23 protein-coding genes and 2 pseudogenes are annotated in these 21,680 nt (G+C 42.3%); 2 read left to right on the forward strand and 23 right to left on the reverse strand.

What is annotated here, in order from left to right; translation table 11 throughout:
* Positions 1–10: 10 nt before the first annotated feature.
* The 6 genes from CLOSYM_RS07005 to CLOSYM_RS07035 form a co-directional block, all read right to left on the reverse strand.
* Entirely contained in the window at positions 11–328 is a 318-nt protein-coding gene (locus CLOSYM_RS07005) for a flagellar hook-basal body complex protein FliE (protein WP_002570084.1), read from the reverse strand.
* Between the two features lie 20 nt (positions 329–348).
* Positions 349–741 carry a flagellar basal body rod protein FlgB gene (gene flgB, locus CLOSYM_RS07010; protein WP_002570085.1) on the reverse strand — a complete coding sequence of 131 codons (393 nt, stop codon included), beginning with the start codon at positions 739–741 and terminating at the stop codon, positions 349–351.
* Positions 742–829: 88 nt separating this feature from the next.
* Entirely contained in the window at positions 830–2,050 is a 1,221-nt protein-coding gene (locus CLOSYM_RS22000) for a sensor domain-containing diguanylate cyclase (RefSeq protein WP_021641553.1), read from the reverse strand.
* Complete coding sequence (locus CLOSYM_RS07020; protein WP_002570087.1) at positions 2,043–2,597, reverse strand: V4R domain-containing protein; 555 nt, start codon at positions 2,595–2,597, stop codon at positions 2,043–2,045. The genes CLOSYM_RS22000 and CLOSYM_RS07020 overlap by 8 nt, the downstream gene beginning before the upstream one ends.
* Positions 2,598–2,772: 175 nt before the next feature.
* A complete protein-coding gene (locus CLOSYM_RS07025; protein WP_021641554.1) occupies positions 2,773–4,476 on the reverse strand; it encodes a methyl-accepting chemotaxis protein in 1,704 nt (567 codons plus the stop codon).
* A gap of 1,268 nt (positions 4,477–5,744) precedes the next feature.
* The gene (locus CLOSYM_RS07035; RefSeq protein ID WP_002570089.1) at positions 5,745–6,584 is read right to left on the reverse strand and encodes a tyrosine-type recombinase/integrase; all 840 of its coding nucleotides are present in this window, start codon (positions 6,582–6,584) and stop codon (positions 5,745–5,747) included.
* Between the two features lie 170 nt (positions 6,585–6,754).
* Here CLOSYM_RS07035 and CLOSYM_RS07040 point away from each other — a divergent pair.
* Positions 6,755–7,996: pseudogene (locus CLOSYM_RS07040) on the forward strand (transposase); the annotation flags it as partial.
* Positions 7,997–8,992: 996 nt separating this feature from the next.
* Here CLOSYM_RS07040 and CLOSYM_RS22335 read toward each other — a convergent pair.
* Complete coding sequence (locus CLOSYM_RS22335) at positions 8,993–9,448, reverse strand: helix-turn-helix domain-containing protein (protein ID WP_002570092.1); 456 nt, start codon at positions 9,446–9,448, stop codon at positions 8,993–8,995.
* A 296-nt stretch (positions 9,449–9,744) separates the two neighbouring features.
* On the opposite strand from CLOSYM_RS22335, the pseudogene CLOSYM_RS22340 reads away from it, so the two are divergent.
* Positions 9,745–10,150 (forward strand): annotated as a pseudogene (locus CLOSYM_RS22340) (hypothetical protein); the annotation flags it as partial.
* A gap of 223 nt (positions 10,151–10,373) precedes the next feature.
* On the opposite strand, the gene CLOSYM_RS22740 reads toward CLOSYM_RS22340, so the two are convergent.
* The 16 genes from CLOSYM_RS22740 to CLOSYM_RS22015 all read right to left on the reverse strand — a co-directional run bounded on the left by CLOSYM_RS22740 (position 10,374) and on the right by CLOSYM_RS22015 (position 21,673).
* Positions 10,374–10,526 carry a hypothetical protein gene (locus CLOSYM_RS22740; protein ID WP_154662219.1) on the reverse strand — a complete coding sequence of 51 codons (153 nt, stop codon included), beginning with the start codon at positions 10,524–10,526 and terminating at the stop codon, positions 10,374–10,376.
* Between the two features lie 847 nt (positions 10,527–11,373).
* Complete coding sequence (locus CLOSYM_RS22745) at positions 11,374–11,541, reverse strand: hypothetical protein (protein WP_002570094.1); 168 nt, start codon at positions 11,539–11,541, stop codon at positions 11,374–11,376.
* A 22-nt stretch (positions 11,542–11,563) separates the two neighbouring features.
* Positions 11,564–12,367, reverse strand: coding sequence for a hypothetical protein (locus tag CLOSYM_RS07055; RefSeq protein WP_021641566.1), 804 nt, complete (start codon positions 12,365–12,367; stop codon positions 11,564–11,566).
* Between the two features lie 13 nt (positions 12,368–12,380).
* Positions 12,381–12,701, reverse strand: a complete 321-nt coding sequence (locus CLOSYM_RS07060) for a hypothetical protein (RefSeq protein WP_002570096.1) — start codon at positions 12,699–12,701, stop codon at positions 12,381–12,383.
* Between the two features lie 43 nt (positions 12,702–12,744).
* Complete coding sequence (locus tag CLOSYM_RS07065; protein ID WP_002570097.1) at positions 12,745–13,635, reverse strand: phosphoadenosine phosphosulfate reductase family protein; 891 nt, start codon at positions 13,633–13,635, stop codon at positions 12,745–12,747.
* A gap of 166 nt (positions 13,636–13,801) precedes the next feature.
* Entirely contained in the window at positions 13,802–14,170 is a 369-nt protein-coding gene (locus CLOSYM_RS07070) for a hypothetical protein (protein ID WP_002570098.1), read from the reverse strand.
* On the reverse strand, positions 14,157–14,720 hold the full coding sequence (locus CLOSYM_RS22010) for a sigma factor-like helix-turn-helix DNA-binding protein (RefSeq protein ID WP_002570099.1): 564 nt from the start codon (positions 14,718–14,720) through the stop codon (positions 14,157–14,159). The genes CLOSYM_RS07070 and CLOSYM_RS22010 overlap by 14 nt, the downstream gene beginning before the upstream one ends.
* The gene (locus CLOSYM_RS07080; RefSeq protein WP_002570100.1) at positions 14,671–15,057 is read right to left on the reverse strand and encodes a helix-turn-helix domain-containing protein; all 387 of its coding nucleotides are present in this window, start codon (positions 15,055–15,057) and stop codon (positions 14,671–14,673) included. Before CLOSYM_RS07080 ends, CLOSYM_RS22010 begins: the two co-directional genes overlap by 50 nt.
* An 11-nt stretch (positions 15,058–15,068) precedes the next feature.
* Positions 15,069–16,127: a class I SAM-dependent methyltransferase gene (locus CLOSYM_RS07085; protein ID WP_002570101.1), complete on the reverse strand. Its 1,059-nt coding sequence runs from the start codon at positions 16,125–16,127 to the stop codon at positions 15,069–15,071.
* Positions 16,009–16,416, reverse strand: a complete 408-nt coding sequence (locus tag CLOSYM_RS22750; RefSeq protein WP_147296736.1) for a hypothetical protein — start codon at positions 16,414–16,416, stop codon at positions 16,009–16,011. Before CLOSYM_RS22750 ends, CLOSYM_RS07085 begins: the two co-directional genes overlap by 119 nt.
* 13 nt (positions 16,417–16,429) lie before the next feature.
* Complete coding sequence (locus CLOSYM_RS07090) at positions 16,430–16,870, reverse strand: RNase A-like domain-containing protein (protein ID WP_044902219.1); 441 nt, start codon at positions 16,868–16,870, stop codon at positions 16,430–16,432.
* A complete protein-coding gene (locus CLOSYM_RS23625; RefSeq protein ID WP_268744743.1) occupies positions 16,863–16,994 on the reverse strand; it encodes a hypothetical protein in 132 nt (43 codons plus the stop codon). Before CLOSYM_RS23625 ends, CLOSYM_RS07090 begins: the two co-directional genes overlap by 8 nt.
* A gap of 305 nt (positions 16,995–17,299) precedes the next feature.
* The gene (locus CLOSYM_RS07095) at positions 17,300–18,142 is read right to left on the reverse strand and encodes a site-specific integrase (protein WP_002570103.1); all 843 of its coding nucleotides are present in this window, start codon (positions 18,140–18,142) and stop codon (positions 17,300–17,302) included.
* Between the two features lie 29 nt (positions 18,143–18,171).
* Positions 18,172–18,342, reverse strand: coding sequence for a hypothetical protein (locus CLOSYM_RS22755; RefSeq protein ID WP_002570104.1), 171 nt, complete (start codon positions 18,340–18,342; stop codon positions 18,172–18,174).
* An 84-nt stretch (positions 18,343–18,426) separates the two neighbouring features.
* Positions 18,427–19,170 (reverse strand): hypothetical protein, encoded by a 744-nt coding sequence (locus CLOSYM_RS07100; protein WP_002570105.1) that lies wholly within the window; start codon positions 19,168–19,170, stop codon positions 18,427–18,429.
* A gap of 10 nt (positions 19,171–19,180) precedes the next feature.
* A complete protein-coding gene (locus tag CLOSYM_RS22015) occupies positions 19,181–21,673 on the reverse strand; it encodes a vWA domain-containing protein (RefSeq protein ID WP_002570106.1) in 2,493 nt (830 codons plus the stop codon).
* Positions 21,674–21,680: the final 7 nt, after the last annotated feature.

A 21,680-nucleotide genomic window follows, 5' to 3' on the forward strand; every position in this document is an offset into this window, starting at 1 on the left:
GGGCAGCATGTTAAAACCCTATCTTTATAAGCTGGTCATACGATTCCAGCGCTTTATTTCGCAGCTGAACCAATAGTTCCACCGATAGTTCTGCCTTATTAGCGGCAATCATAAGGTTATGCGGGTCATCCGTTTCCCCCACAGATAAGGCGTACTGTTCCCCCGCATAATCGCTTCTTGCCTCCCCGGCATTATTCCATGCATTTCGAAAAATATCAATGAATCTCGCTTCCTTCGATTGATTCGGTTCCCGTTTATCTAGTTCAAAATCCTCAAGTCGATTCAGCGGCCTCATCCATTGAATAAATCCATTAGTTAATCCTTCCATTCCTGTTCAATCCTTCCCGGTTATCCTTTAATTGCCATCCTAAGCTGGGACAATTCACTATTCAGCAGCTTCAGCTGATATTCGTACTGAAGCTGGACACGGGCCTGCTCTAGATACTCAGCTTCAATCTGGACGTTATTGCCATCAAGCCTGACACTTTCCTGCTCTGTAGTATGTATGACCCCTCTCGTATTTTCTATTGCCTTCCTTATGTCTGAAGATCTACCGCCTCTCACCTGCTCGAGATTTCTTTTTAAGACATCCTCAAATGTCATATAGCGGCTTTTATAACCCGGAGTGTCGTTATTAGCTATATTAGCAGCAATCATTCCATTTTTCTGCCAAAGATAATCCAGCACGCGGCCAGACAACGATATAGAATTCCCAAAAAAGTCCAATTTATTGTCCCCCATCTCTTCAACCTATTTACACTACTATTCATTGCGACAGACAGAATGTTAACGGAACTATCCCCACTCCACTGCTGGCACGCAAACCATATCATCGGCCATGGCTCTTTGAATGCTTTTTGGTGTTTTTCAAAGCATACATCTTTTTATCAGCCCACATCAAAATAGTTTCCGGCGAAATATTCATCCCCGCTTCAATGTGGAGGACTCCATAACTAATTGACATCGAAAATCCTTCGGATAGGCTTTCTATACTTAGGTTTGCCTGCTTCATTTTTTTCAGGGCTATATCCGATGCACAATTAAGAAATAGTATCGCAAACTCGTCACCGCCAATTCTGCAAACAATATCCGTTGTACGCGATATTTTCAGCATCTCATTAGCTACCGTTTTAAGATACCGATCTCCAGAAGCATGCCCATAGTTATCATTGGCATATTTAAGTCCATCTAAATCTATCATACAAAACGAAAATTCATTCTTTTGCGACAATTGTCGTTCTAGTTGCTTCATGCAATATCTTCTGTTATATAGCCCTGTAAGCTCATCCGTATATGCCATTTCTTCCACTTGCTCATGATATTTACACTCATCAGTTACATCTTGGATATAATGTACACAAGCCGCTTTGTTATTCCATTTAATGCCAAAAGACTTTACACGCAGTATTTTCATGCTCCTGGGACAAGTATATTCAAAAATTGAAACCTTACAGTCTTGACTTTGTTTCCTTAATTGCTCAATCAGTTCACATTTGTTTCCACAAGTATATTTTTCTATCTCCATATCATAAAACAACTGATTTGCGGATTGGTTGGTATAAATAACCTCCTTGCTTTCACTATCAATCACAACAATCCAATCTTTCAGTCCATCCATTATAGATTTTATTAACTCAACCATATCCGAAAGTTCAACGGACTGATGCTTTAATTTTGCCTCCCGCTCCGCAAGCTGATGTATCATAGAGTTAAATGATGCCGAAAAATCTCCTAAAAAATCGACCTTTTGGCTGTAATCGCCATTAGCAATTTGATTCGCCTGCCACGTTAAATGTTTGAGCGCAGAATGAAGTTCCTTTAGATTAGCAGCCATAAAATTATGTCGACCAGGCGGTTTCACATCAAGTTCTCCTGCCTGCAAATGTCTTAAAAATTCATTTGATTCAGATAACAAACCCGATAGATAAAGTACGGCTTCCTGTAATTCAGCCAATTCTTCAGATTCACTCTTTAACTCTTCCTTTATCGGTTTATTCAATATGATTTGCCTGACTTGTTCCACAAGCAAATTAATATCTTCTTTATTCAATGCTTAATTCACCTAGATTCTTTACACTCGCTTCAAAGCGGCACACGCGAGACCCCGTAGCCCAGCAATCCACTTCAGTAACCACATATTCCTTTTTTGTATAAACCTTTAAAATCCCTGCCAAAAAGCCCTCATCATAATTGCAAACCGTCTCCCCTGTAATAGGCAAACCGGAGCAATCCAAATCCTCTCCAACAGTCAGAACGGCTTCACCAGTATCCATATCAAATTTCTCAATACGCAAAATGCCAATTTTACTTTCTTCCAGAACCCCTTGCAAGTGGGCAATAAATTCATTAAACGACAACTCTAAGTTAAGAAGATGGTTTGCAAATTCTCTTCCCGCCAGTTCACCTGCATTTCTGAAAATGTCAATGGTAACCTCTTTCCCAAAGCGTTTGACCAGTTCATCTTTAATCGTAAATTGAAATAGTCGGTATACATATACAGGCATTTCTTCTCCTAGATTTTTTCTGCCATCAATAACATCACCTATGGATTCCCACGTGAATTTATTTTCATCTTCTGCATCAAACAATCTGAACATTTTTTCTCCTTTTATTACTGACAATCAGGGATTCCTAGGCCAAATGCCGCCAGAATACCCTGATTTTTGACATCTAATTTTTTTTCCAGATATAGTGGTATCACAACAAAATCATTATTTCATGATATATTTCTCGAGCATATAATACAAAATGATTTTACTATTAATTTCCCATTCATATATCAGAACCAGAAATAGGTTTTGTGACACGGGATAATTTAAACTGCTCAATCAACGATTTCATCACACTGGCCTGCCCGCTAAGTTCTTCACTAGCCGCAGCACTTTCCTCCGATGTTGCAGAATTCATCTGCACCACTGAAGATATCTGATCCACGCCTTGAGAAATTTGAGAAATGGATAATGACTGTTCACTTGATGCCTGCGCAATTTTGGAAACCATTCCCAAAATATCCTCTGCATGCTTTGCCACTTCTTCAAAAGCTGCATTTGTACTCGATGCCAACTGCTCTCCATATGATACATACTGCAAGGAGTTTTCAATTAGTTCCGTGGTATCTTTAGCAGCTTCCGCAGATTTTTGCGCGAGATTCCGCACTTCGTCTGCCACTACCGCAAACCCCTTGCCAGCATTTCCCGCGCGGGCAGCTTCTACCGCTGCATTTAATGCAAGAATATTTGTTTGAAAAGCAATATCATCAATTGCCTTAATGATTTTTTGTATACTTTCAGAAGCTGAAGCGATATCTTTGATTGCTGTCATCATCTGCTTCATTTCCACTTGGCTTTTCTGAACAACCGTTCCCGCCTGTTTTCCTAACACATTGGCTTTTTCTGAATATTCAGCGGTCTGAGAAATCTGATGAGATATATCTGCAATTGTTGCAGATAGTTCCTCAACACTGCTTGCCTGCTCTGTTGCACCTTGAGCCAGGGCCTGAGCGCCATCAGCCACCTGGCTAGCCCCTACACTCACTTGAGCAGAAGCGGTATTCAATTCCAATAATGTGTTATTCATTTTAGCCTGAAAATGTCCGATTGATTTTTGGATATTGGCAAAATCTCCAAGAAAATCCATCGGGCATTCACAAGTAAAATTCCCCTTGGAGAACTCGCTCATGCCATAGTCTATGGCATCAACATATTTTGCTAGTTCTTGAAAAGAAAAGTTCATGCGTTCAGCTAATTCACCAAACTCGTTCCTTGCTGCATATTCAATTCTGGCCTTCAAGTCACCTTTAGACAGTCCAAGCACAGCTTCCTTAACTTTATTAGTTACTCCAGTTATATTTTTAGTCACCTTCATTTGACAATATAAGCCAATAAAGAGCAGTAAAATAAGTAAAACGACACAACTCGCAATAAAGCTCATGATTAGTTTTTGTACATAATTTTCTGATGCTGCCCGTTCCTTACCTATTTGCACCTCAATCTCCTTAGCTATTTCAGCCAAACCGCTTAAAGCCGGTGAGCATTCATTTAGAATAACATCTTTGGCAGCCTCTTTATCCCTTTTTTCCACTTCATCAATAACCTTCACCGCAACATTAAACCAATTCTGGAAAGCATCTTCGTATTTTTTTGCCAAACCGTCTGTTTCCCCATGTGCTTCCTTTAATATAGAAATCTGCTCGTGTATTGTCTCAATACTTTCCTCAATACGTTCTTTTAATCCTTCATAATCCTTTGGATTATCAGTAATAACCATTTCGCGCAAATCGCGTGCTGCAATATTGGATTCTATTCTGCAGGTTTTAACAGCCAATTCTGTATCTAATGTTTTATCCATGAATACTTGCATACTATCCTTTGTTTTTAGGAGTCCAACAGTACCCACCAATGTAATAATTGCAGCTAAAACAATAATCACAGAAAACACAGTAATCAAATATGGCTTCAACTTCATTCTTTCAAACATATCTTTTGTCTCCTTTTATATTTAGATATTTAGGCATTTGTTACACTATGGCGATAATTTGTTCGATACCTTGTTGCCAATTACTACCATGTGTGTGTCTAATTCTATTAAGACATTTGCAATGTAAAAACAACATCTGCAAGACTAAGACCGGCAAGTCGGCACATACATTATTATTAAAACTTTCATAATGCAGAATTCCTTCAGGTTTGTCACGTTTTATAACCTTGAACCGTTTGTTCTCAAACATCTTGGGTATTTTGCCAGAAAACCGTGAAGCAGCGTACCTGTTTAAAAATACAACTGCCTTCTTACCTTGACCAAATTTTCCCCTGAACTGCGGTACTTTTTCAAGTCCGCTCTGCATCAGAAATCTGTCTATGTACTTCTAAAAGAAGCGCTTACACTGAAAGGAATTTCTTCCATGCACATGACTCATCTACTCAAGGTGAACTCTCATAGGTACTTTACCAAAAAGCAGACGAAAGAATTAAAAGTTCTCGCACAGAAGTCTTTCGGTGTTAACGATAGTACTCTATCTATTCTGATAACTCACTCCATTGTCCAGATTGAGTGACCTGACACTCTGGTAAGCTGCTTGTATTTGTTGGCTTAGCTCCGCCTGTGTACCATCAGACTACACGCACCTACATGTCTAAACGCAGATCCAAAGTACTGCATTATGCACTTATGAATGCAACTTCATAATATTGTAAAAAACAACACTGCTTTCAAGGCCTATTGTGATACCATGATGGCAGCTTGCCGGAGTCATCTGGATGATACTGACTGACGATATGGAATTTAACCTCGAATAAGAGGTCTTTATACCAATATTGATAAATTTTGAAAATGCCCCCCAAGTTGCAATTGCTCAAACACTTAGCCCCCTCTCAATCTAAACAACATAATATTGATTATGTTATAACTTTGTGATTTCTGTCGTGTTTTATAGTTATATAATTTCCTTATATGGAGTATTAAACAATAACGTTGTAATAGATGCTACCTCTAAACCATCTCAAAAGTAACAGAAAAAGGCCGGTAAGTCTTGTTATTTACCGGCCTAGGTGGCGTTTCTCGCCATTTTTTGCCAGTTATAGTTGTAATTTATCGAATGCAATGATATAATCACAAAATAAGAAGGCTTATGTAACATAATCAATATTATGTGGTTTTTTTATATTCTGCTTTTCTTGTGTTTCTCTGTATCAGTATATCTGTCTCTGTGTTGCTGTTTCCAGGTTTGCATTTTCCTTCTTTGCAGTTTAGATTACCAGTTTCAATCCTTCCAGCATCCGGATATGGTTCGCGCCGGCTGTTCTGGTGTAGATTCTGGTGGTATTCACACTGGCGTGTCCCAGGATATCTGCCAGGTAAAAGATATCCTTATGCTTCTTATAATAAGTGCGCGCAAACAGGTGGCGTAGATTGTGCGGAAACACCTTGCCCGGATCTACTCCGGCTTCTTTGCTGAGCTTCTTCATCATGCTCCAGATATTGCTGCGGTCTAACGGATTTTTATGCCTGGAACAAAATACCGGCCCAGCTTTGATTTCTTTCTGTCTGCAGTATTTCATCAGGCGTTTCCGCAGTTCCTTGGTCAGATAGATCTGGCGCCATTTTCCCTTACAGGAGACTTCTGCTCTTCCCTGAGTGACGGCCTCCGCGGTGATATACACCAGTTCACTGATCCTTATGCCAGTTCCGGTGATGGTTTCTATGATTAGGGCCAGCTGCTCTTTCTTTTTCCGCCGGGCAGTTTCAATCAGTTTTTCATATTCATGCTGCTTTAGCTCGCGAGATTCGGACGAGAACATCTGCTGCTGGGATTTTAGGCCTTTCACGCAGCATTCGTTCCAGCCCAAGTATTGGAAGAAGCGATTAATCGCAACCAGCATGCTGTTGATACTGGAGACTTTGTATTTCGTCTTTAAGTATTCTTTATATTGAATCACCCGGTCCTTGGTGATATCTTTGTCATCTCCCAGCCAGTGCATGAAAGTTTTGATGTCCCGGATATATTTTTCGATAGTGGCAAGGCTCTTTTCAGCCTCAATCAGTTCTTGTCGGTATCGTTGTAAGTCTACTATATTAATGTGCCGCATAGTCATGACTCCTTTCTACTACAATATATTTATTAGGCGTTTGCGAAACGTCAAAACCCGCATAATTGCGGTGTTTTTTTGCAATAATAAAACAACTCCTCACTGGTTTATGGTAAAATTGAATTGTCCAGAAACAATCAACCATCCACCTGAAAGGAGTTGCTACATTAATGATATCATACAAACAGCTTTCTTTGGCAGATATTTTTAACGATTGCAAAATAAATTCGACAACGATAAATATGGGTTTCTTGAGTTTCTCTCACAGACCATTAACTTTGATGAAATTGTCCCGGTGTCCTTTATTTCTCATTTCCACGCTTTCACCGGCAGACCACGCAAGCATTAGCTCTATCCCATGCTCTGTGCTCTGTTATAACAGCGCATCTTTTCATTTCCCACCGTTTCTCTTTTGATTATATTTCTTAAATACTCTCAGGAACCCCGTGAGTTCTGTGGCTTTGATGTAGTCCCTGATGCTTCTAAATTCAACCGCTTCAAGCAGGATTTTTTATTGGACTTACAATTGATGCCAATCATCTCGTTGATCGGACCGAACCAATCCGCCAAAACATAGATACCTCCAAAGCTTCTATGCTCCTCTTTGAACCTCCGGAATCGAAGCCCGGGTCAAGGAAAATAATCCCAAGTCCGCTCACCGGTTTATCAAACAGCTCAAAGCTTTTAAAAAAGCAAAAGGTCTGGATAATTCTTATGACCCTTATAAAGCCGCCTACGGTTCTGTGCCTTCCCATGCTGCTGCGAATCCTGCGATTCAATAGATGTACATCAATGGACATTTCTATTATGCCTATAAGTTTGGTATCGTAACCAACGGGCTTGGCATTGTACGTGATATCAGCTTTTACAGTAAAGACTTGCTCACCGCACACCCGGATATCGTGATAGCGAAAAAGTTGGATTATCCGGATGAGGATAAAAGCCTTGCAGGTTCAAAAGCTTTAATTCCTGTACTGAAAGATTTCTTTGAAAAGCATCCCATCATTCACCCAAAAGCCTTTCTAGGCGATGCCGCTTTTGATTCCATTGAAATCTATAAATACCTTTTGCAGGTAGCGCCTTTTAATCAGGCATATATTCCCTTGAAAAACAAGCTCAAAATCGAAGGGATTGATTACTCCGTAAATGAAGAAGGGATCCCTTTCTGTCCAAACAACTCTTCCCCGCTGATGCGCAGGGAAGGCAGCAAAACGCATTTGCGCTGTGGATTGCCTACGATAAAGTACGTATGTCCCAAAATGAAATGGGAATACAACAAAGAAACCAAAACCAAACGCCGGGGCTGCCACTGTGGTAATCCCTGCACCTCTTCTTCCTACGGCCGCATAATCTATGTGTATCCCGAGAAAAACCTCCGCGCCTATCCCGGAACCGTCAGAGATACCGCAGAATGAGACAGCACTTACAAGATCAGGGCGTATGTTAAAAATCTATCAACTATTTCTAAGACAGTTTTGTGTTGCGGGACGTAAAATACAAAATGTGAAAACGCTTCATGCAGATTTGCTGCTTTCAGGTATTGCACAGCTTGTAACGGTAATGGTAGCAGACAAAATTCGTAAACATGAGTACCTTCGTAGTCTGAGACCACTGATTGCCTGAGTGTACCAATTTTATATTCGCTGATTGACGGGTATTTCCAGCTGTCTCATTGTTGTACGCAAAATCCTGCCATTGCATAAAGTTTATGCGTGCCATTCGTGCTGCTCTGGCGGAATGGATGGTTCACCACGTTTCGCAATTACCTAACAATATATTTATGGTTAATATCCCCTACAGCCAGTAAGGAATTATCCATCATGTTGCTTAACTGTTATAATAATGGAGCAATCGGTATATCAGGCTTTGTTAGTCATTCACGATTGGCTTTATTTTACTCTTTCTATAAATTGGAAGAAATAGTTGGTTTATGGAAATGATGGTATTGATTTCCAGATAAGTGAAACCAGAACCAAAAAATAGCACCTTGCCATGATATATCCCTTGTCAAGTAGACAAGTAAAATATCTAAAATCAGGTGCTAATGAATGGCCACACAGTTAGAGGCTTCATCTGTTATGTCATACATTTGATACATCTCGGATTTGGTAATCCCCCAGCCCCCTCTGTCTCCTTAATCAACTCAGCCAGCTTTTGATTTTCCTGCTCCTGCACTGGAATGTCACGGTGTAACCATTTGTAGTATCCGGCTCTGGAAATTCCAAGCTGCTTACACATCCAGTTTACACTCCATTTTTTAATTCAATGACCATATCTTTTTCTTCAAGCTGGCGTCTCGGACGTATATTTTCGTGCCGTAAACGCTCTAATTCATCGACTTCACTGTTTGTTTTGTGATGCCCACGTTTATCTGACAAGCGTTCTTCTCCGTCAGCATCATATTTCTTTCAGTAATAGACCTGGCTGTATGTAACATCAAATAAGCTGGCTGTATCCTTGTAATTACGATTATGCCCACTACAATATTTAACGATTTCCATGCATTCATCAATTGTTGTTTTCCTGCGTGCTTCTGCCATATAGACCTCCCGTTTGGGATCATAATTCTTAAGTTCTCTATTGGCATTATACATTGAAATCCAGTTTCGCAAAACCTGTCGACTTGAAATATGACATTCTGCAACAATGTCATCAACACTTCCTTCTCCAGATAAAACGGCTCCAACGTACGTTGTTCTAAAATCGAATGAATAGGAGGTATTTCCTTTTTTATTATTGAAAGCAAGCAAACTATACAGCCTGTATTTAGCAACCCATTGTTTTAACGTTTTACTACCAATTTGATATTTATTTTCCAGAAGATCATAGGAAGCTAATCCGTCGAGATACTCTTGAGAAACCATCGCTCAGACCTCTGGCGTATGTGGTGATTTAGCCATAAAAATACCTCCTAAGTAGATTTGGGTATTTATCCTGTCTACTTAAGAGGTATCATATCATTCGCGCAAGATGCTATTTTTATCACCGTAAGAATTTAATTATAATTTCCGTTTCGCCTGTATGAACGTTCGCAATGCTATCTGATACAGAGCAGATGAAGCATCTGCTTCAGTCCTTTCTTCATCAAGTATTTCAAATATTTCTTTTTCCTCGTATTCCTCTGCCGGTGTTTCTTGCCATTCCAGGAACTCACCCGTTTCTGAATCTATTCTGGACGAAACTGAATATCGAAAATGCAACACTTCAAAAGACTTCCAGTAATACCAGCATAACAGGCGGTAACTGGAATTACTCTATCGCCGGTGCAACCTGTGGTGTCTTTTCTGATAAGGACTGCACGAAACTGCTTGCCCCCTTACGACTGATGAAAGCGGAAATACTGGCGTTGTAGAAGTAACGGCTAGCGTAGTTTATATAAAGGAACTGTCTGCAACATTGGGATATCAAGTTGATACAACGGTGTATTCCTAACCGGCTGAAGCTGGAAAAACAGCGACCTTGAAAGTATCTGATACACGAAAAGTAACGGACACTTTAATTGACAATCTTCCTGCCAAGCTACTCGTACATGGGGAACTAAGACAATCGCTGAAAAAGACAGCGACTGCCCATATCTGAAAACCAGCTATGGATGTTGTTATTGATATTGGCTCCGATATCCTCCATCTGTGTGAGATCATGTGTGCCGGTTACGACCGATTCAAAGTCATTCAGACTTCCGTGAAACTGCTGTCACAGGCTCCGGCTTATGGTCCGGCCAACGAACTGGATATCCATAGCTGCCAGATAACACTCAAAGATTGTGTGCCCGCTTGCTTCAATGGAGGATCAGAGGCTCTCATAGGATTTAACCTCAAATCCCTTTAAGAGGATAATCTCTTCCCGGTACATATCCAGGTGGTAAAAATCCTGGAATGAATCCAGCCAACCATATTCCAAAAACTTTGATAGTGTGGCCGTTGACAGAGCTTTGTTATCCATGGCCTTTTCCCGGTGAAGTGGATTAACTGCCGGAGCCACTCTGTTTCACAGTCCGGATTATCACAATGCAGCGTCTCAATGTTGCGGCCCTTGTCCCCTTTGCGTGTATGGACTCTGGTTGAAGCCCCGCATTTGGAAAAGGTGCCAGGAAAACTGTATATGGAATTTCCTCGGTCAAGATTGTCCTCTATATGGGGATAATCGTATTACATTTGGGGACTAATATACGACAGCTCGTTCTTTTCTGCCCTGAATCCAATTATTCCTTAAAGTATTATGTCCCCAATCCATCAGCCGCAGCCTTTTATAAAACAATCTTTATCAGGTTACTGTGGTGTAAAATACAGTCCAACAGTAATCTTTTTCACCCTCTAAGCATACATCAATACAAACAGCGCATAATCTGGTACACAACTCTGCCAATTCATCATGGCTTAGTGCGTCTTTTCGTTTGACCGTTGTCTTCACAGTAAATCTATAACATCCGTTGTTATAATCCATGCCTGAAAGCGAAAATAGATACTGTTCAAAAATTTCCACACACTGTTTCCAGCTTACCTTCTGATTCATAAAAAATATCCTTTCTCACACAATCACACCCTGCCATGGTCATTCAAATCATAGCCGGCTTCCTTATCGTTCCTTATCGTTCCTTATCTTTACCATACTGTAAATCACATTTCCGCTATCTGCTGACTGCTGGGTTCCGCTTCAGCGTTTATTTCATGACTACCATATTTCGGGTGCTGATACCCATAGTTTTTCAGTATGGAATCAATCTGTTCATTAAAAAATTCTGAAGGCAAACCATTACATGGGAACTGATATAGAATACATATTCCGACAGTTAGCGGTTAATCTGTACAAATTCAATTTCGCCAGTTCCAAGACATCCGCAAAATGGCGCACAATCATCGTCTGTTTCTATCCACTCTCTTTCCACTCTCTTTCCCCCTGCTATCTGTAACATCATTCCTTCTATCTGGCAGTTCTCTTTCTCCATCAGACTATCCATCATTCCCTCCATAAAGTATCAATCAAGAAGCAAGGAAACTAAAAATATCCATTTGCCCCGGTATCTGCGGCTGTCCCCCGGTATGCCTCTCTTTTTCCTTATCCGATTGTATGCTGACCAACTTTCCTTCTTTCATGATGCAAGCCACTTTATCACGGCAGATCCTCAATATCTCAATGTAATGCTCTGGAACCTCATGGGACCGCATCAGAACATAATCATCCTGTTCTATGGCTCTTTCTAACTGTTCTATATAGCCAAGCGCATAGTAAATACCGGACACATTTCGCTCTTCCTCACATAATTCCAGATTTTTTTCAACAAGCCACTGATAGTCCTTATTTTCCCTGTAGATTTGCAGCGCCTTTTTTGCCGCCGCCTCAATCTCCTCTCTCCGCGCCATGTACTGGCTAGTAATCATGTCCGGTATCTCCAACTTATAACTGGCGGGATAGTCTGCTTCCAACAGACAGCTTCTAATCCGGCGTCGCTGGGACATCATGCGGCTTCTGAGAAGATTCAGTTCCACTCCGTCCGGGCAGTTGAAATCCGCTCCCCCGCACGCATATACCTGATTCCATATATCATGCAGCGATTGAAGTTCCTTCCCCAGCGTTTCCGCAATCGCCCGGTTCTCTATTTTCTGTTCGTCCGCTGCTACCCACTCATCACAGGACAGATGTTCCAGCCCAGAGTCAGATACAATGGCTTTGCGGATCAGACCATGTACACGGCAGCCATAGTAATATCGGTTCTCTCCCGTTTTTGTTACCTTCTGTTCCCGTTTCAATGACGCACAGGTATTACAGCACGCCTTTCCAATCATGTAACCTCTCCTCTTAGGCAATCTTTGCCTCCATCTCACTATAAACCTCCGTAAACGGGGAATCTTCTGCCTCAACCCAATCGGTTCCCTCCACGTCCTCATACAATGCCTCTAGCATCGTATACGGTAATAACACCAGGGTTTCATTCCGAGCATAGCTGCATCCCTCCTCCGGCTCATCAAACAGCACTGCATGTCCGTGTATATCGTAATAGTAGCAGTCCTGTCCCCATGTGGGGATTGTGTCGGGCCTTACCACAAGGGCATACGAATACACATTATTTTCGCCCAGTCTGCAAACGCTTACAGCAATTTTTCCATCAATAATAACCATATAATTGTCCCTCCTTGTTGAAACTGATTACTTTGTCCCGTTATTAAACAGCTTTGTCATATAATTCTTCATTACAGTTAAATTCCATCTGCCCTTCTATCTGTTTTTCCTGTTTGGGATTTCCATACATCCACCAGTTGAATACCGCTTCCCCGCTGTTCCAATTCCCATCTGATTTTCCGGCGTCTCTCCTAGCCTCTACCATTCGGTCAAAAGTTCTTATATATGCTTCCCGGAACTTCGGATACCGTTTAAATTCCCATTCCCTGTTTTTTACCGATGCCAATGGGCAGCCGATACAGCCGAGCCTTCGGAACCCGCAGTCATATAACTCACAGTACGCGATTTTTTGAGAATAGATAAAAAGCCACACTTCATTTTCTGTCCAGCTGACGATGGGATTGACTAACCGTTTCCCTTTAAGCTGGCAGTTTTCAATGATCCTGCGGCTTTCTTCATTATCATTATTGAGTATTAAATCCGGTTTCCTGCTTCCTAAAACCTCAACTGCTCCACGGCTTTCCCGCTTGCGGCTCTCCTGCCATCTTACTCCAGTGATTACAAAGCGCCCTTCCCCTCCCGTCTCTTTCAGCACACTACAGCAATAGCGCGCATTCCTGTAGGGTGGAAGCTGCTTTTTGATAATCAGATTCCACATGGTAATCGGCGGATAGTCAATCATCACGTCAGGATAGTTCCGCCGGATAAAATGCACCAGTTCCGGCGGTTCTACTGTTGTTAAGTGGTAATGTGCCTCGAACCGGACGCCAGCCATTTTTGCCAGATGGTAAATCACCAGGCTGTCTTTTCCCCCGCTGAAAGCCAGGTAGTAGCCAGCCGGGTTCATTGTCAAAGCAGCCGATTCACACATTTTCAGCAGTTCTACTGCTCCTTTGATCTTTTTCTCTATTTCAAACAGATATAACTGTTCCATTCCTTCCCGTCCCTCACATAAATTTTGCTTTGGACGGAAAAGCCATTCTTAACGGTGTGTCTTTTTACGCTGCTAACCGAATACAGTCCGGAACTTCAGCCCGCAATCGCCTGATTCCTAACAGCAACCTGTATTTTTATACAGGGAATGAAGAAATGAAACGTGTTTACGTTGTAAGAGAAAGAGTGGCATATGCTTTCGGCCTGATTTCCAGAATTTGAACATTGGATATCTTCCGATATGGCCTGCGCCGATTTTCTACTTCTACCCAGTCACGAAAGAGCATATCTATCTCAAGCTCTTCCTCACCATGGGTGGACCGTAAAATCACATATTTTTTGCCTTCTCTCCGGTTATTCCGGCAGGTATCATAACCGTATGTCACCTCGTATATAGGAACTGTAATTCTGGAAGTAAGCAGCTGTCTGGGGTGCAGATTTTTGAAAAAGCTCCGATACTCGTTCGTAGCCGGAAGGGTACCGCCGATGGCAACCGCATCAAATGTCACAAGATCTGAAAATTTATGTATATGCATATACTTCACTCTCCTGTGCCGAAAACACCCGGTTCAACCGCTTCCTCATTCGGTATAGCCTGCCATAAACTCCCGATGTAGTAACGCCGCACGCCGTTCCAATCTCAGGCCCGGTAAATCCTGCCGCCTTCATCTGGACAACCTTTTTTTCCTTTTCTGTCATATGTACCATTGCCTCTTCAATCATCAGTCTTTGGAAAACCAAATCCTCACACTTTACACTTTTTGCCACAATCGTTTCTGAAAGCGTCAGCCCGGAATCTTCATACACAGTCCCATCTAAACTCACCAAGTAGGCCTTGCGTTTTAACCGGCCATTGTAACGCCAATGCTTAAATAAACAGTCACACATCTTTCTCGAAGCGATTGTCTCAAACTTGTACTGCCTGGTTCTGCTGTCTTCATCATAGTCCTGTACAGCTTCCAAATAGCCTAATGCGACCACATCATAGTAATCAGCCCGGTCCAGATGATTGTAGAATAAAAAGTCCTGAATCATGTTATGATTTTCCTCTGCAAAGTTCCTCTGAGCGTCTGTCAGTTTGTGCATTATTTTGATTCCTCCGTTCTTCCATCTTCTTTTCAGCGTCCTGTTTCTTTCCAATAGCAAGTCTTCGATTAACCGTGGAAGGATAGCAGCTGAATAAATCAGCGATACTTCGTTTGCTGTATCCCTCTTCAAATAACCGGTACATACACTGGTTAATCTCCTCTTTGCTCATTTTGGCGTAATTAACCGGTGGCGGTCTCTTTTTCAGTATCTTCTGGCAAACGGGATGGTCCGGTCCATATTCATACAGATACCGGGCCTCGCTCGCATCAAAGTTCCCCAGAATGGCTATTAAAAGACAGTAATATCCCTCTATTTTCTCTCCCTCATAACCCATAACGCCTCCTTTTACTCCACCGCATATGCCAGACGGTAAGTACCTTTTCCGTCGGTTTGAAAGTGAGAGCGGTGCTCATAAATACAGGCACGGATGCGTTCCTTGTAATATTGATTTTTCTTTGCTTTTGGATGTTTTTCGAGATGTTCGTAAAGATTTTTTAAAGACATGGTTCCGCCGTTTTTTTCCATAATTCCCCGGATTAGATGAAACCAGGACAGAGCCAAAGAGTCATTCTTTTCCAAATCGCAGATACCGTTTACCCGGTAGCTGAACGGAATCATCAGCCATTCTTCTTTCTTAAACAGCAGCAAATGTTCTGTTACAATGGGAATAAACGGTTTACCGCTATATGTCCGGCTGCTGGAACGGCAGTTATACTGCCCCTTGACTATCCAGGATACCAGTGTTCCTATCGTCATCATATCCGCTGCAATGGAATGAAAGGTTCCCTGTGTCCGAATATCCCCCACAAGAACCGCTAAGTATCCGCCATGTCTCAGACTGATAAAAAGCTTCTTTATAATGAAATTCAACTTGTCAATATAGTCTCTGTAACTGCTGCAATGGCTTAAATCATCTGGGTGGGGCTTTCCCCATACACTGCCTGAATACTGAATTATCGAATGGTAAGGCGGGTGCAGAAAAATCATGGATGAGCTTTCCTCTACCTCATCTTTTAATGCGTCCCAGTTTCCCTTCCCCTTTGCCGGTTCTGGATTTAAGTCATAAAGAATGGATTGCACTCCCTCACTGGCTGCCACATCTCCGCTGGTACCGGAGCCTGACATTGGATCCAGCAGCACAAAATCCTGATTTTGTTTTCCTTCATACGTCCTGCACTGCAGAACATGCTTTAATACGGCCCGTACCACCTCGGGAGAACAGTTCCCTCTCCAGCGGTTGCTGCCACCCTGTTTCCGTTCGGGAAAAGCCATAAATGATGTTAAATCACGCCCAACACAGCTTGTCAGTTCCCGGGTGCCCAAATGCCGCACAATCTCCTTCCAGTTCTCTCCAAACTCTTTTTTTAGCAGCCTTTCTGCCAAGTAAAGCTCGTCCTGTATCATGTGTTTCCTCCTTCCGCCCGTCATGGCCGTCTTCCGTGAATACTTTTACCATCATACGCATAGTTTCCGGTGAAGACTGGACGACAATACCGGAAAAATCACTTCCCAGCGATTGAAGTTCCTCCCGTTTCCCACGAACCAGCGATTTGGCAAGTCCGAATTCCAGCTGCTCGCTGGATACCATATAAAGACTGGTTTCCGGATCAAGACGGAAATTTACTTTCTTTCCTACTTCAAAGTCATATTTGCCTGCCATGATGACCTGAAGGCTGATTGATGTTCGTTTCACTCGTTTTCCTCCGTTAAAATTGTGGATAACATGTCAATATCCGAAACCCCCAATCCGCATCACTGTCTTTTAATAAGACCACACAGGCCTTTTTCAGGTTTTCATTCAGCACATTAATCCCTCTTTTAAATCCGTACCCCACCGGCTTGGGAAAGGTTCCATGCAGGGAAATCACGTCCCTGGTAGTATCCAGGAGCCATTCCCTAATTTTCGGATTGTAATACCGCTTCATCAGGCTTTTCACCACTGCCGCCGCAACTTCCATATCCCAGAAAGATGTGGCATAAATAATGTCCTCTGCATTCAGGCGTGTTTTTAAGGCCAATACCTGCACGTCCGTATGCTTTCTGAGTGTGTGGCCGCCATAAAGACCAATCTGATCTAAATTTCTCTGAATCATGTCCAGAGTTGTTTCTATGGTTTCCGCCGGGATATCCTGAAACAAATTAATCATCCGTAACTCCTTTCTTCTTTGCGGATAAAATGCACAGATATCCCAGACGGGTTTCTGTGCTGGTGGCTGATTTTCCACCAAAAAAACCACCGGCATTTGCCAATGGTCCATCTTTATCCTTCATAGAATTTCTTTCTTCTGTTCTGCCTTACCGCTTGATACAGCTAAATTTGTGACTGCCCTCCTCTCTTCTTTCAGTAAACCGCAGGTTTCCCGTATGGTATCTTCCTGCGCTTCCTTAAAATAAAAAAAGACGCCAAAATATATTCCACTTTTGACGTCTTTCTTCCAGATAAATAAGGCCTAAGCCTAATGTTTTTACTCCCGGCACACTGCCGGAACAAAGGTTATTTACAATGATTGAACACTGCAAAAATCAAATCCAAGTACAGTTTAACACCATATATAGTGTGTGTCAATACTCCTTTTCTATATATAGTGTTCCCACCCATCTGTGGGATTCATATCTGCATGGTTATGGTTGGATTTCGGAATCTGAACTTTTGCTACCGCCTTGAGCCAGTACCAGCGAATCCCGTGAATAGCAAACTCAAATTCACCTGCGGCTGCTCTCTTGACTGTAGCCTGAAATGCCGGCAAATTTCTATGAAAGATTTTCTCATCTTTCCTTTTTAGCTGTTTTAATAGCTCATAGGTTCTTTCACTAATCTCGTAAACCGGATAAAGTGATCCTGTTTTCTTTGTCATAACACCCGAAACATAAGGAAACTGAATATTGTCCCACGTAATATCTTTTACATCTCCAAACCGGATTCCTGTTTCCTTCATCAGCCGGATTATGCAGAGATCTTCTGTCTTCCCCATTTCTTCCAGGGACGCCTCAAGAAATTTCAGCTTCCGCTCCTGGCCTTTTACGGTTCTACATGAAAGACGAGATATTTGTTTCACATCAGTACGTCCGTTAAAAAATTGAATTAAACCGAATATAAAATGATCCACGTCTGTTGCTTCATCATACAGATTCCAGAGCCAGTCATCAATTAGATTCCAAGCATAAAAAACATCATCCAACCTAAGAAAGATGTCTTCTAAAACCGGTTTTAGAATTGCAAACCGCCCTTTGTAATATCCTTGTCCGTAATAGCCATATAATCGATTTGCAGAATGTTCTATTCGCCGCAGCCGTTTATGCTCTGCGGTTATCTTGTCCAAAATTTTACTTTGAAGCATAAATCTCCCTTCTTCAAAACTTACTCCATAAAAAAACACATATCTGTCATTCTGTTTTATAATTTTACCCACTATCGACATTCTGTTTACCTCCTACTGTTGTATGTACGTTACACAGCTTCCTCCAGTAACTGCTGATACAGTTCTTCTATCCGGCTCTTTATTCCTGCCTTTGTCTGCTCTTCGTCCTTATTGTGCATTCCTAAGCGGTTCAGGATATTGATGGTTTTCAGCTGCTCAATCTGCAGCATCATTTCTTCCCGGATTTCCTTGTTTGTCATGGCTATGCCCTCCTTTATCAATTACATATCCGGCACTCCGCTCTTTTTGTAAAACTGACGCATTTCATCTACCATTTCCTTCACTCAGCTTGCTTTTCTGGTTTCCGAATCCTCTTCCCACTCATCTGACTCATCTATGTGACGGATAATCACATCGGTCTGTCCCAGTATTTCTTTTTTTATCAACAGATACAGCTTGTTGAAAAAGCGGATTAAACAGGATTTGAATGCCTGGTTCTGCTCAAAAACGCGAATCCAAGCTTCTGCTTTTGCAAACAGCTTGAACATATCCACATCATTAATGTTGACGGATACCCGGGCGTCACAGATATAGGAATCCTTTTTACAGTAGGTTCCGCCATTAGAATTATGGGCCGCAAAGCCTCTTCCGTTCTCAATATCCGCAATCCACGGATACCGTCGTTTCTCTCCCTTGGCATCCGTGTCAAACCGTTTAATGGACAACTTGGTTACTTTGCTGAGTCCAGCCTCATCCGGATCGCCAAAAATCTTTTCCTGAGTAAAGTCAACAAACGATACCCCACAAAAATTTCTGGAATAAAGGAACTTGGCTTCCTCCGGATTGATATGAGCGCTGACTCTGATTGTATTCTCTCCTGTCCCTTTACTGTAATCCAGCATGATAATCTGAATTAAAGAGCGGGCGCCCTTCTCCGCTTCCTCTCCCATTGCATGAATATGGGCCGGGAATAGTTTGGAGGCCGGCTTTAATTTGTCATTCAGCTCCAGAAGCTTCTTATCTGTCTTATAAACCACGATCTGCTTCGATACTTCGTTCTTCCAGTCCCGCTGCACATTTTGTGCCATTGATTTTCTCCTATCTTTGATAACTTAGAATCTTCTTCGCAATGCGGACAGGAAGTTTGGAGATATCCGAAATATTTAAAAAACCGTCCTGATATATCTCTTCAATCACTTCCCGGTCATCTCCGATTGCTGCAGCAAAAAGTAAAATTCCCTGCCGTTTTAGATTACCTTTTAAAGTTTTTAAGTCCTCTTTGGCTAAATCCCCGCTGTAGCCAAGCCCGGACGGTTGACCGTCCGATACGAGAAACAGCATTTTCAATTCTTCCGTCCTGGTTTTCAGACGCTCCGCAACAAAGCGGATTGCCGCACCATCCCTGTTACAGCCTCTCGGAGACATATCCATAATCCGGTACCGGTCCTTCCCATCTACAGAGTCAAATTCAGCATAAGCATACAAGTCTACCGTTTCCTCTGTGTAGAATTTGTCATAGCTGGTGGAATGCCCATAGACAATAACCGGGATTCCCAAATTCACACAGACATCATAGAGAATCAGCGCAGTCAGCCGTCCGTAGGTAATCCTGTCTCCATATCCCATAGATATAGACTCATCAATCAGTACCGCGATTGCTGCCTGCCGTGCCTCTCCAAGCGCACTGCGGCTCATAAATATTTTTCTATCCTGACGGTAAAGCCTGGAGCTGTCTATCTTTTTCCCCATAGGAAGGTTCTTTTTCATTCCATCTTCTTCAGGATGGATAATCTCCCCCATCTCCTCCTTCAGCCGCTTCGCAGTTTTCAAAATATCCGGTGACAGGCTATCGTACATCCGTCTGCACTGAACCGAAACATTTTCAAGCCGATGGACCACTATGTTGCAGTCTTCATGTGCATACCCAAAATCCATATTTTCTGCTTGGCTGCTTATGACTTTGATAAGTTTCTTTTCCTGTTCCTTTTCATACTTCTCCTCAGCCAAATCATATAACACCCGGTTCATGTCCTCCGCAGCATCAAAGTATCCGTTTCCATCATAAGCATGCTCCCATCTGATGAGCCGTTCTCCATTTGTCTCTTCGCAGACACTCTCTCCTTCAAACCGGCCGCCTTCCTGATCTGTGACTTCCGGTTTTGAGTTGTTGCGAAATGTCTGCAAAAGTGCTTTTAACAGATTCTCTTTATCATCCTCGTCCTGTGGGTCAGTATCTTCCTCTGCGGCTCTTTCCACCATCTCTGAAGGTTCCTGTTCCGTTCCGCCTCCTTCCAAATCTGATTCCTCTTTCTCTTCCAACTTCTGGACATTTTCTTTCTTCTCTTCATCTGTATGTTCCTCCTCTTCTTCCCATATACCGTCCCAGCCTTCTGGGGGATCCTCAATTTCCTCACATTCCTCCTCCAAATCTGGCGCCGGAATTGCAACATTGCAGAATACATGTTGTAAAATATCTTCTTCCTCTTCATCATCCTGATTATCTGTCTCTGATTCACTGCCAGGGTCACTGTCGCATTCAGAATCAGCATCACAATCGGAGTTTTCCTGACCGGAGGAATTATCCTTGCAATCGTCCTCCTGGCTGAAAGAACCATTCTCCCCGCCAGTATCTTCATCACTATCTGAGCTTTCTTTACTGCCAGATTCCGCTTCGCAGTCAGATGTTTCACCGTTCTGCGCTTCATTGGAAGATTTTTTTTTAGTCTCCTGTTCATGAAGCAGCTCAATCAAATCCTTCATATAGTCCCAGATTTTTAGTATCACCTGATTGGCAGCACGGAAACGCTCCATTTTATCCACGTTCACCACCGCGTCATCAATAATCTCCGCACAGTCGTACAAACAGTCCAGATACTCACCGGTATAGCCTTCCCAGTTGTTGATTTCTCCGGCTCTGGCATATCCCAAAATCAGATTTAAGATGATTGCCAGCCCATGATCCTGCTGCTGTATCTCCTGGGTGACAGTCGGCAGCTTCTCTATATGCCGGTTCGCATTCATTAAAATGCCTCTCCGGATACTGCCTGGATATTCATCACACATACGCATTTCGATGTAAATGTCCTCCAGAATGTTATTGATACGCAAAGCGGTTTCTGCAATCACAGATACCGCCGCCTTATCTCCGGCCTGGAGGAACTGTTTTATTTCCTCCAGTGCCTCACTCTCTTTTTCATTCCCCGGTACTGGTGGCCGGGGATATATTTTCCCTTCTTCAAACCCCTTTCCATATACTTTTCGTAAATATAAAGCAGTATATTTCTGATGGCCGCATTCATGCCCCAGAAATCCCACCAGGCTGTCTGTCTTTAATTCCTTTGTCGGAAAGCTCCTTGTAATAGGATTCGCAGCATTGATATACACATTATTTCTTCCTGTTACGGCAACCGTTGCCGATGGGCTGGTATTCCATCCTATGGAAACCTTTAGTCTTTTTCCCTGCTTTCGGACTAATGAATTTGCAAGCTTCTCCATGTTATAGATAAACGGCTTGGACGTAAAAACCTGCTTATTACTAATCTTATTTTTGATTTCCCGGATTCTTAAACGGTCATAACCTTTTTCCCTCATAAAACCT

This window comes from [Clostridium] symbiosum ATCC 14940, assembly GCF_000466485.1.
Lineage (GTDB): Bacteria > Bacillota > Clostridia > Lachnospirales > Lachnospiraceae > Otoolea > Otoolea symbiosa.

Coding starts and splice junctions, on each gene's coding strand:
- CLOSYM_RS07005 (WP_002570084.1), bottom strand. CDS start 328: ATGGAAGGATTAACTAATGGATTTATTCAATGGATGAGGCCGCTGAAT.
- flgB (WP_002570085.1), bottom strand. CDS start 741: ATGGGGGACAATAAATTGGACTTTTTTGGGAATTCTATATCGTTGTCT.
- CLOSYM_RS07020 (WP_002570087.1), bottom strand. CDS start 2,597: ATGTTCAGATTGTTTGATGCAGAAGATGAAAATAAATTCACGTGGGAA.
- CLOSYM_RS07025 (WP_021641554.1), bottom strand. CDS start 4,476: ATGTTTGAAAGAATGAAGTTGAAGCCATATTTGATTACTGTGTTTTCT.
- CLOSYM_RS07035 (WP_002570089.1), bottom strand. CDS start 6,584: ATGCGGCACATTAATATAGTAGACTTACAACGATACCGACAAGAACTG.
- CLOSYM_RS22335 (WP_002570092.1), bottom strand. CDS start 9,448: ATGGTTTCTCAAGAGTATCTCGACGGATTAGCTTCCTATGATCTTCTG.
- CLOSYM_RS22740 (WP_154662219.1), bottom strand. CDS start 10,526: ATGGATAACAAAGCTCTGTCAACGGCCACACTATCAAAGTTTTTGGAA.
- CLOSYM_RS22745 (WP_002570094.1), bottom strand. CDS start 11,541: ATGGATAGTCTGATGGAGAAAGAGAACTGCCAGATAGAAGGAATGATG.
- CLOSYM_RS07055 (WP_021641566.1), bottom strand. CDS start 12,367: ATGATTGGAAAGGCGTGCTGTAATACCTGTGCGTCATTGAAACGGGAA.
- CLOSYM_RS07060 (WP_002570096.1), bottom strand. CDS start 12,701: ATGGTTATTATTGATGGAAAAATTGCTGTAAGCGTTTGCAGACTGGGC.
- CLOSYM_RS07065 (WP_002570097.1), bottom strand. CDS start 13,635: ATGGAACAGTTATATCTGTTTGAAATAGAGAAAAAGATCAAAGGAGCA.
- CLOSYM_RS07070 (WP_002570098.1), bottom strand. CDS start 14,170: ATGCATATACATAAATTTTCAGATCTTGTGACATTTGATGCGGTTGCC.
- CLOSYM_RS22010 (WP_002570099.1), bottom strand. CDS start 14,720: ATGCACAAACTGACAGACGCTCAGAGGAACTTTGCAGAGGAAAATCAT.
- CLOSYM_RS07080 (WP_002570100.1), bottom strand. CDS start 15,057: ATGGGTTATGAGGGAGAGAAAATAGAGGGATATTACTGTCTTTTAATA.
- CLOSYM_RS07085 (WP_002570101.1), bottom strand. CDS start 16,127: ATGATACAGGACGAGCTTTACTTGGCAGAAAGGCTGCTAAAAAAAGAG.
- CLOSYM_RS07090 (WP_044902219.1), bottom strand. CDS start 16,870: ATGATTAATTTGTTTCAGGATATCCCGGCGGAAACCATAGAAACAACT.
- CLOSYM_RS23625 (WP_268744743.1), bottom strand. CDS start 16,994: ATGAAGGATAAAGATGGACCATTGGCAAATGCCGGTGGTTTTTTTGGT.
- CLOSYM_RS07095 (WP_002570103.1), bottom strand. CDS start 18,142: ATGTCGATAGTGGGTAAAATTATAAAACAGAATGACAGATATGTGTTT.
- CLOSYM_RS22755 (WP_002570104.1), bottom strand. CDS start 18,342: ATGACAAACAAGGAAATCCGGGAAGAAATGATGCTGCAGATTGAGCAG.
- CLOSYM_RS07100 (WP_002570105.1), bottom strand. CDS start 19,170: ATGGCACAAAATGTGCAGCGGGACTGGAAGAACGAAGTATCGAAGCAG.
- CLOSYM_RS22015 (WP_002570106.1), bottom strand. CDS start 21,673: ATGAGGGAAAAAGGTTATGACCGTTTAAGAATCCGGGAAATCAAAAAT.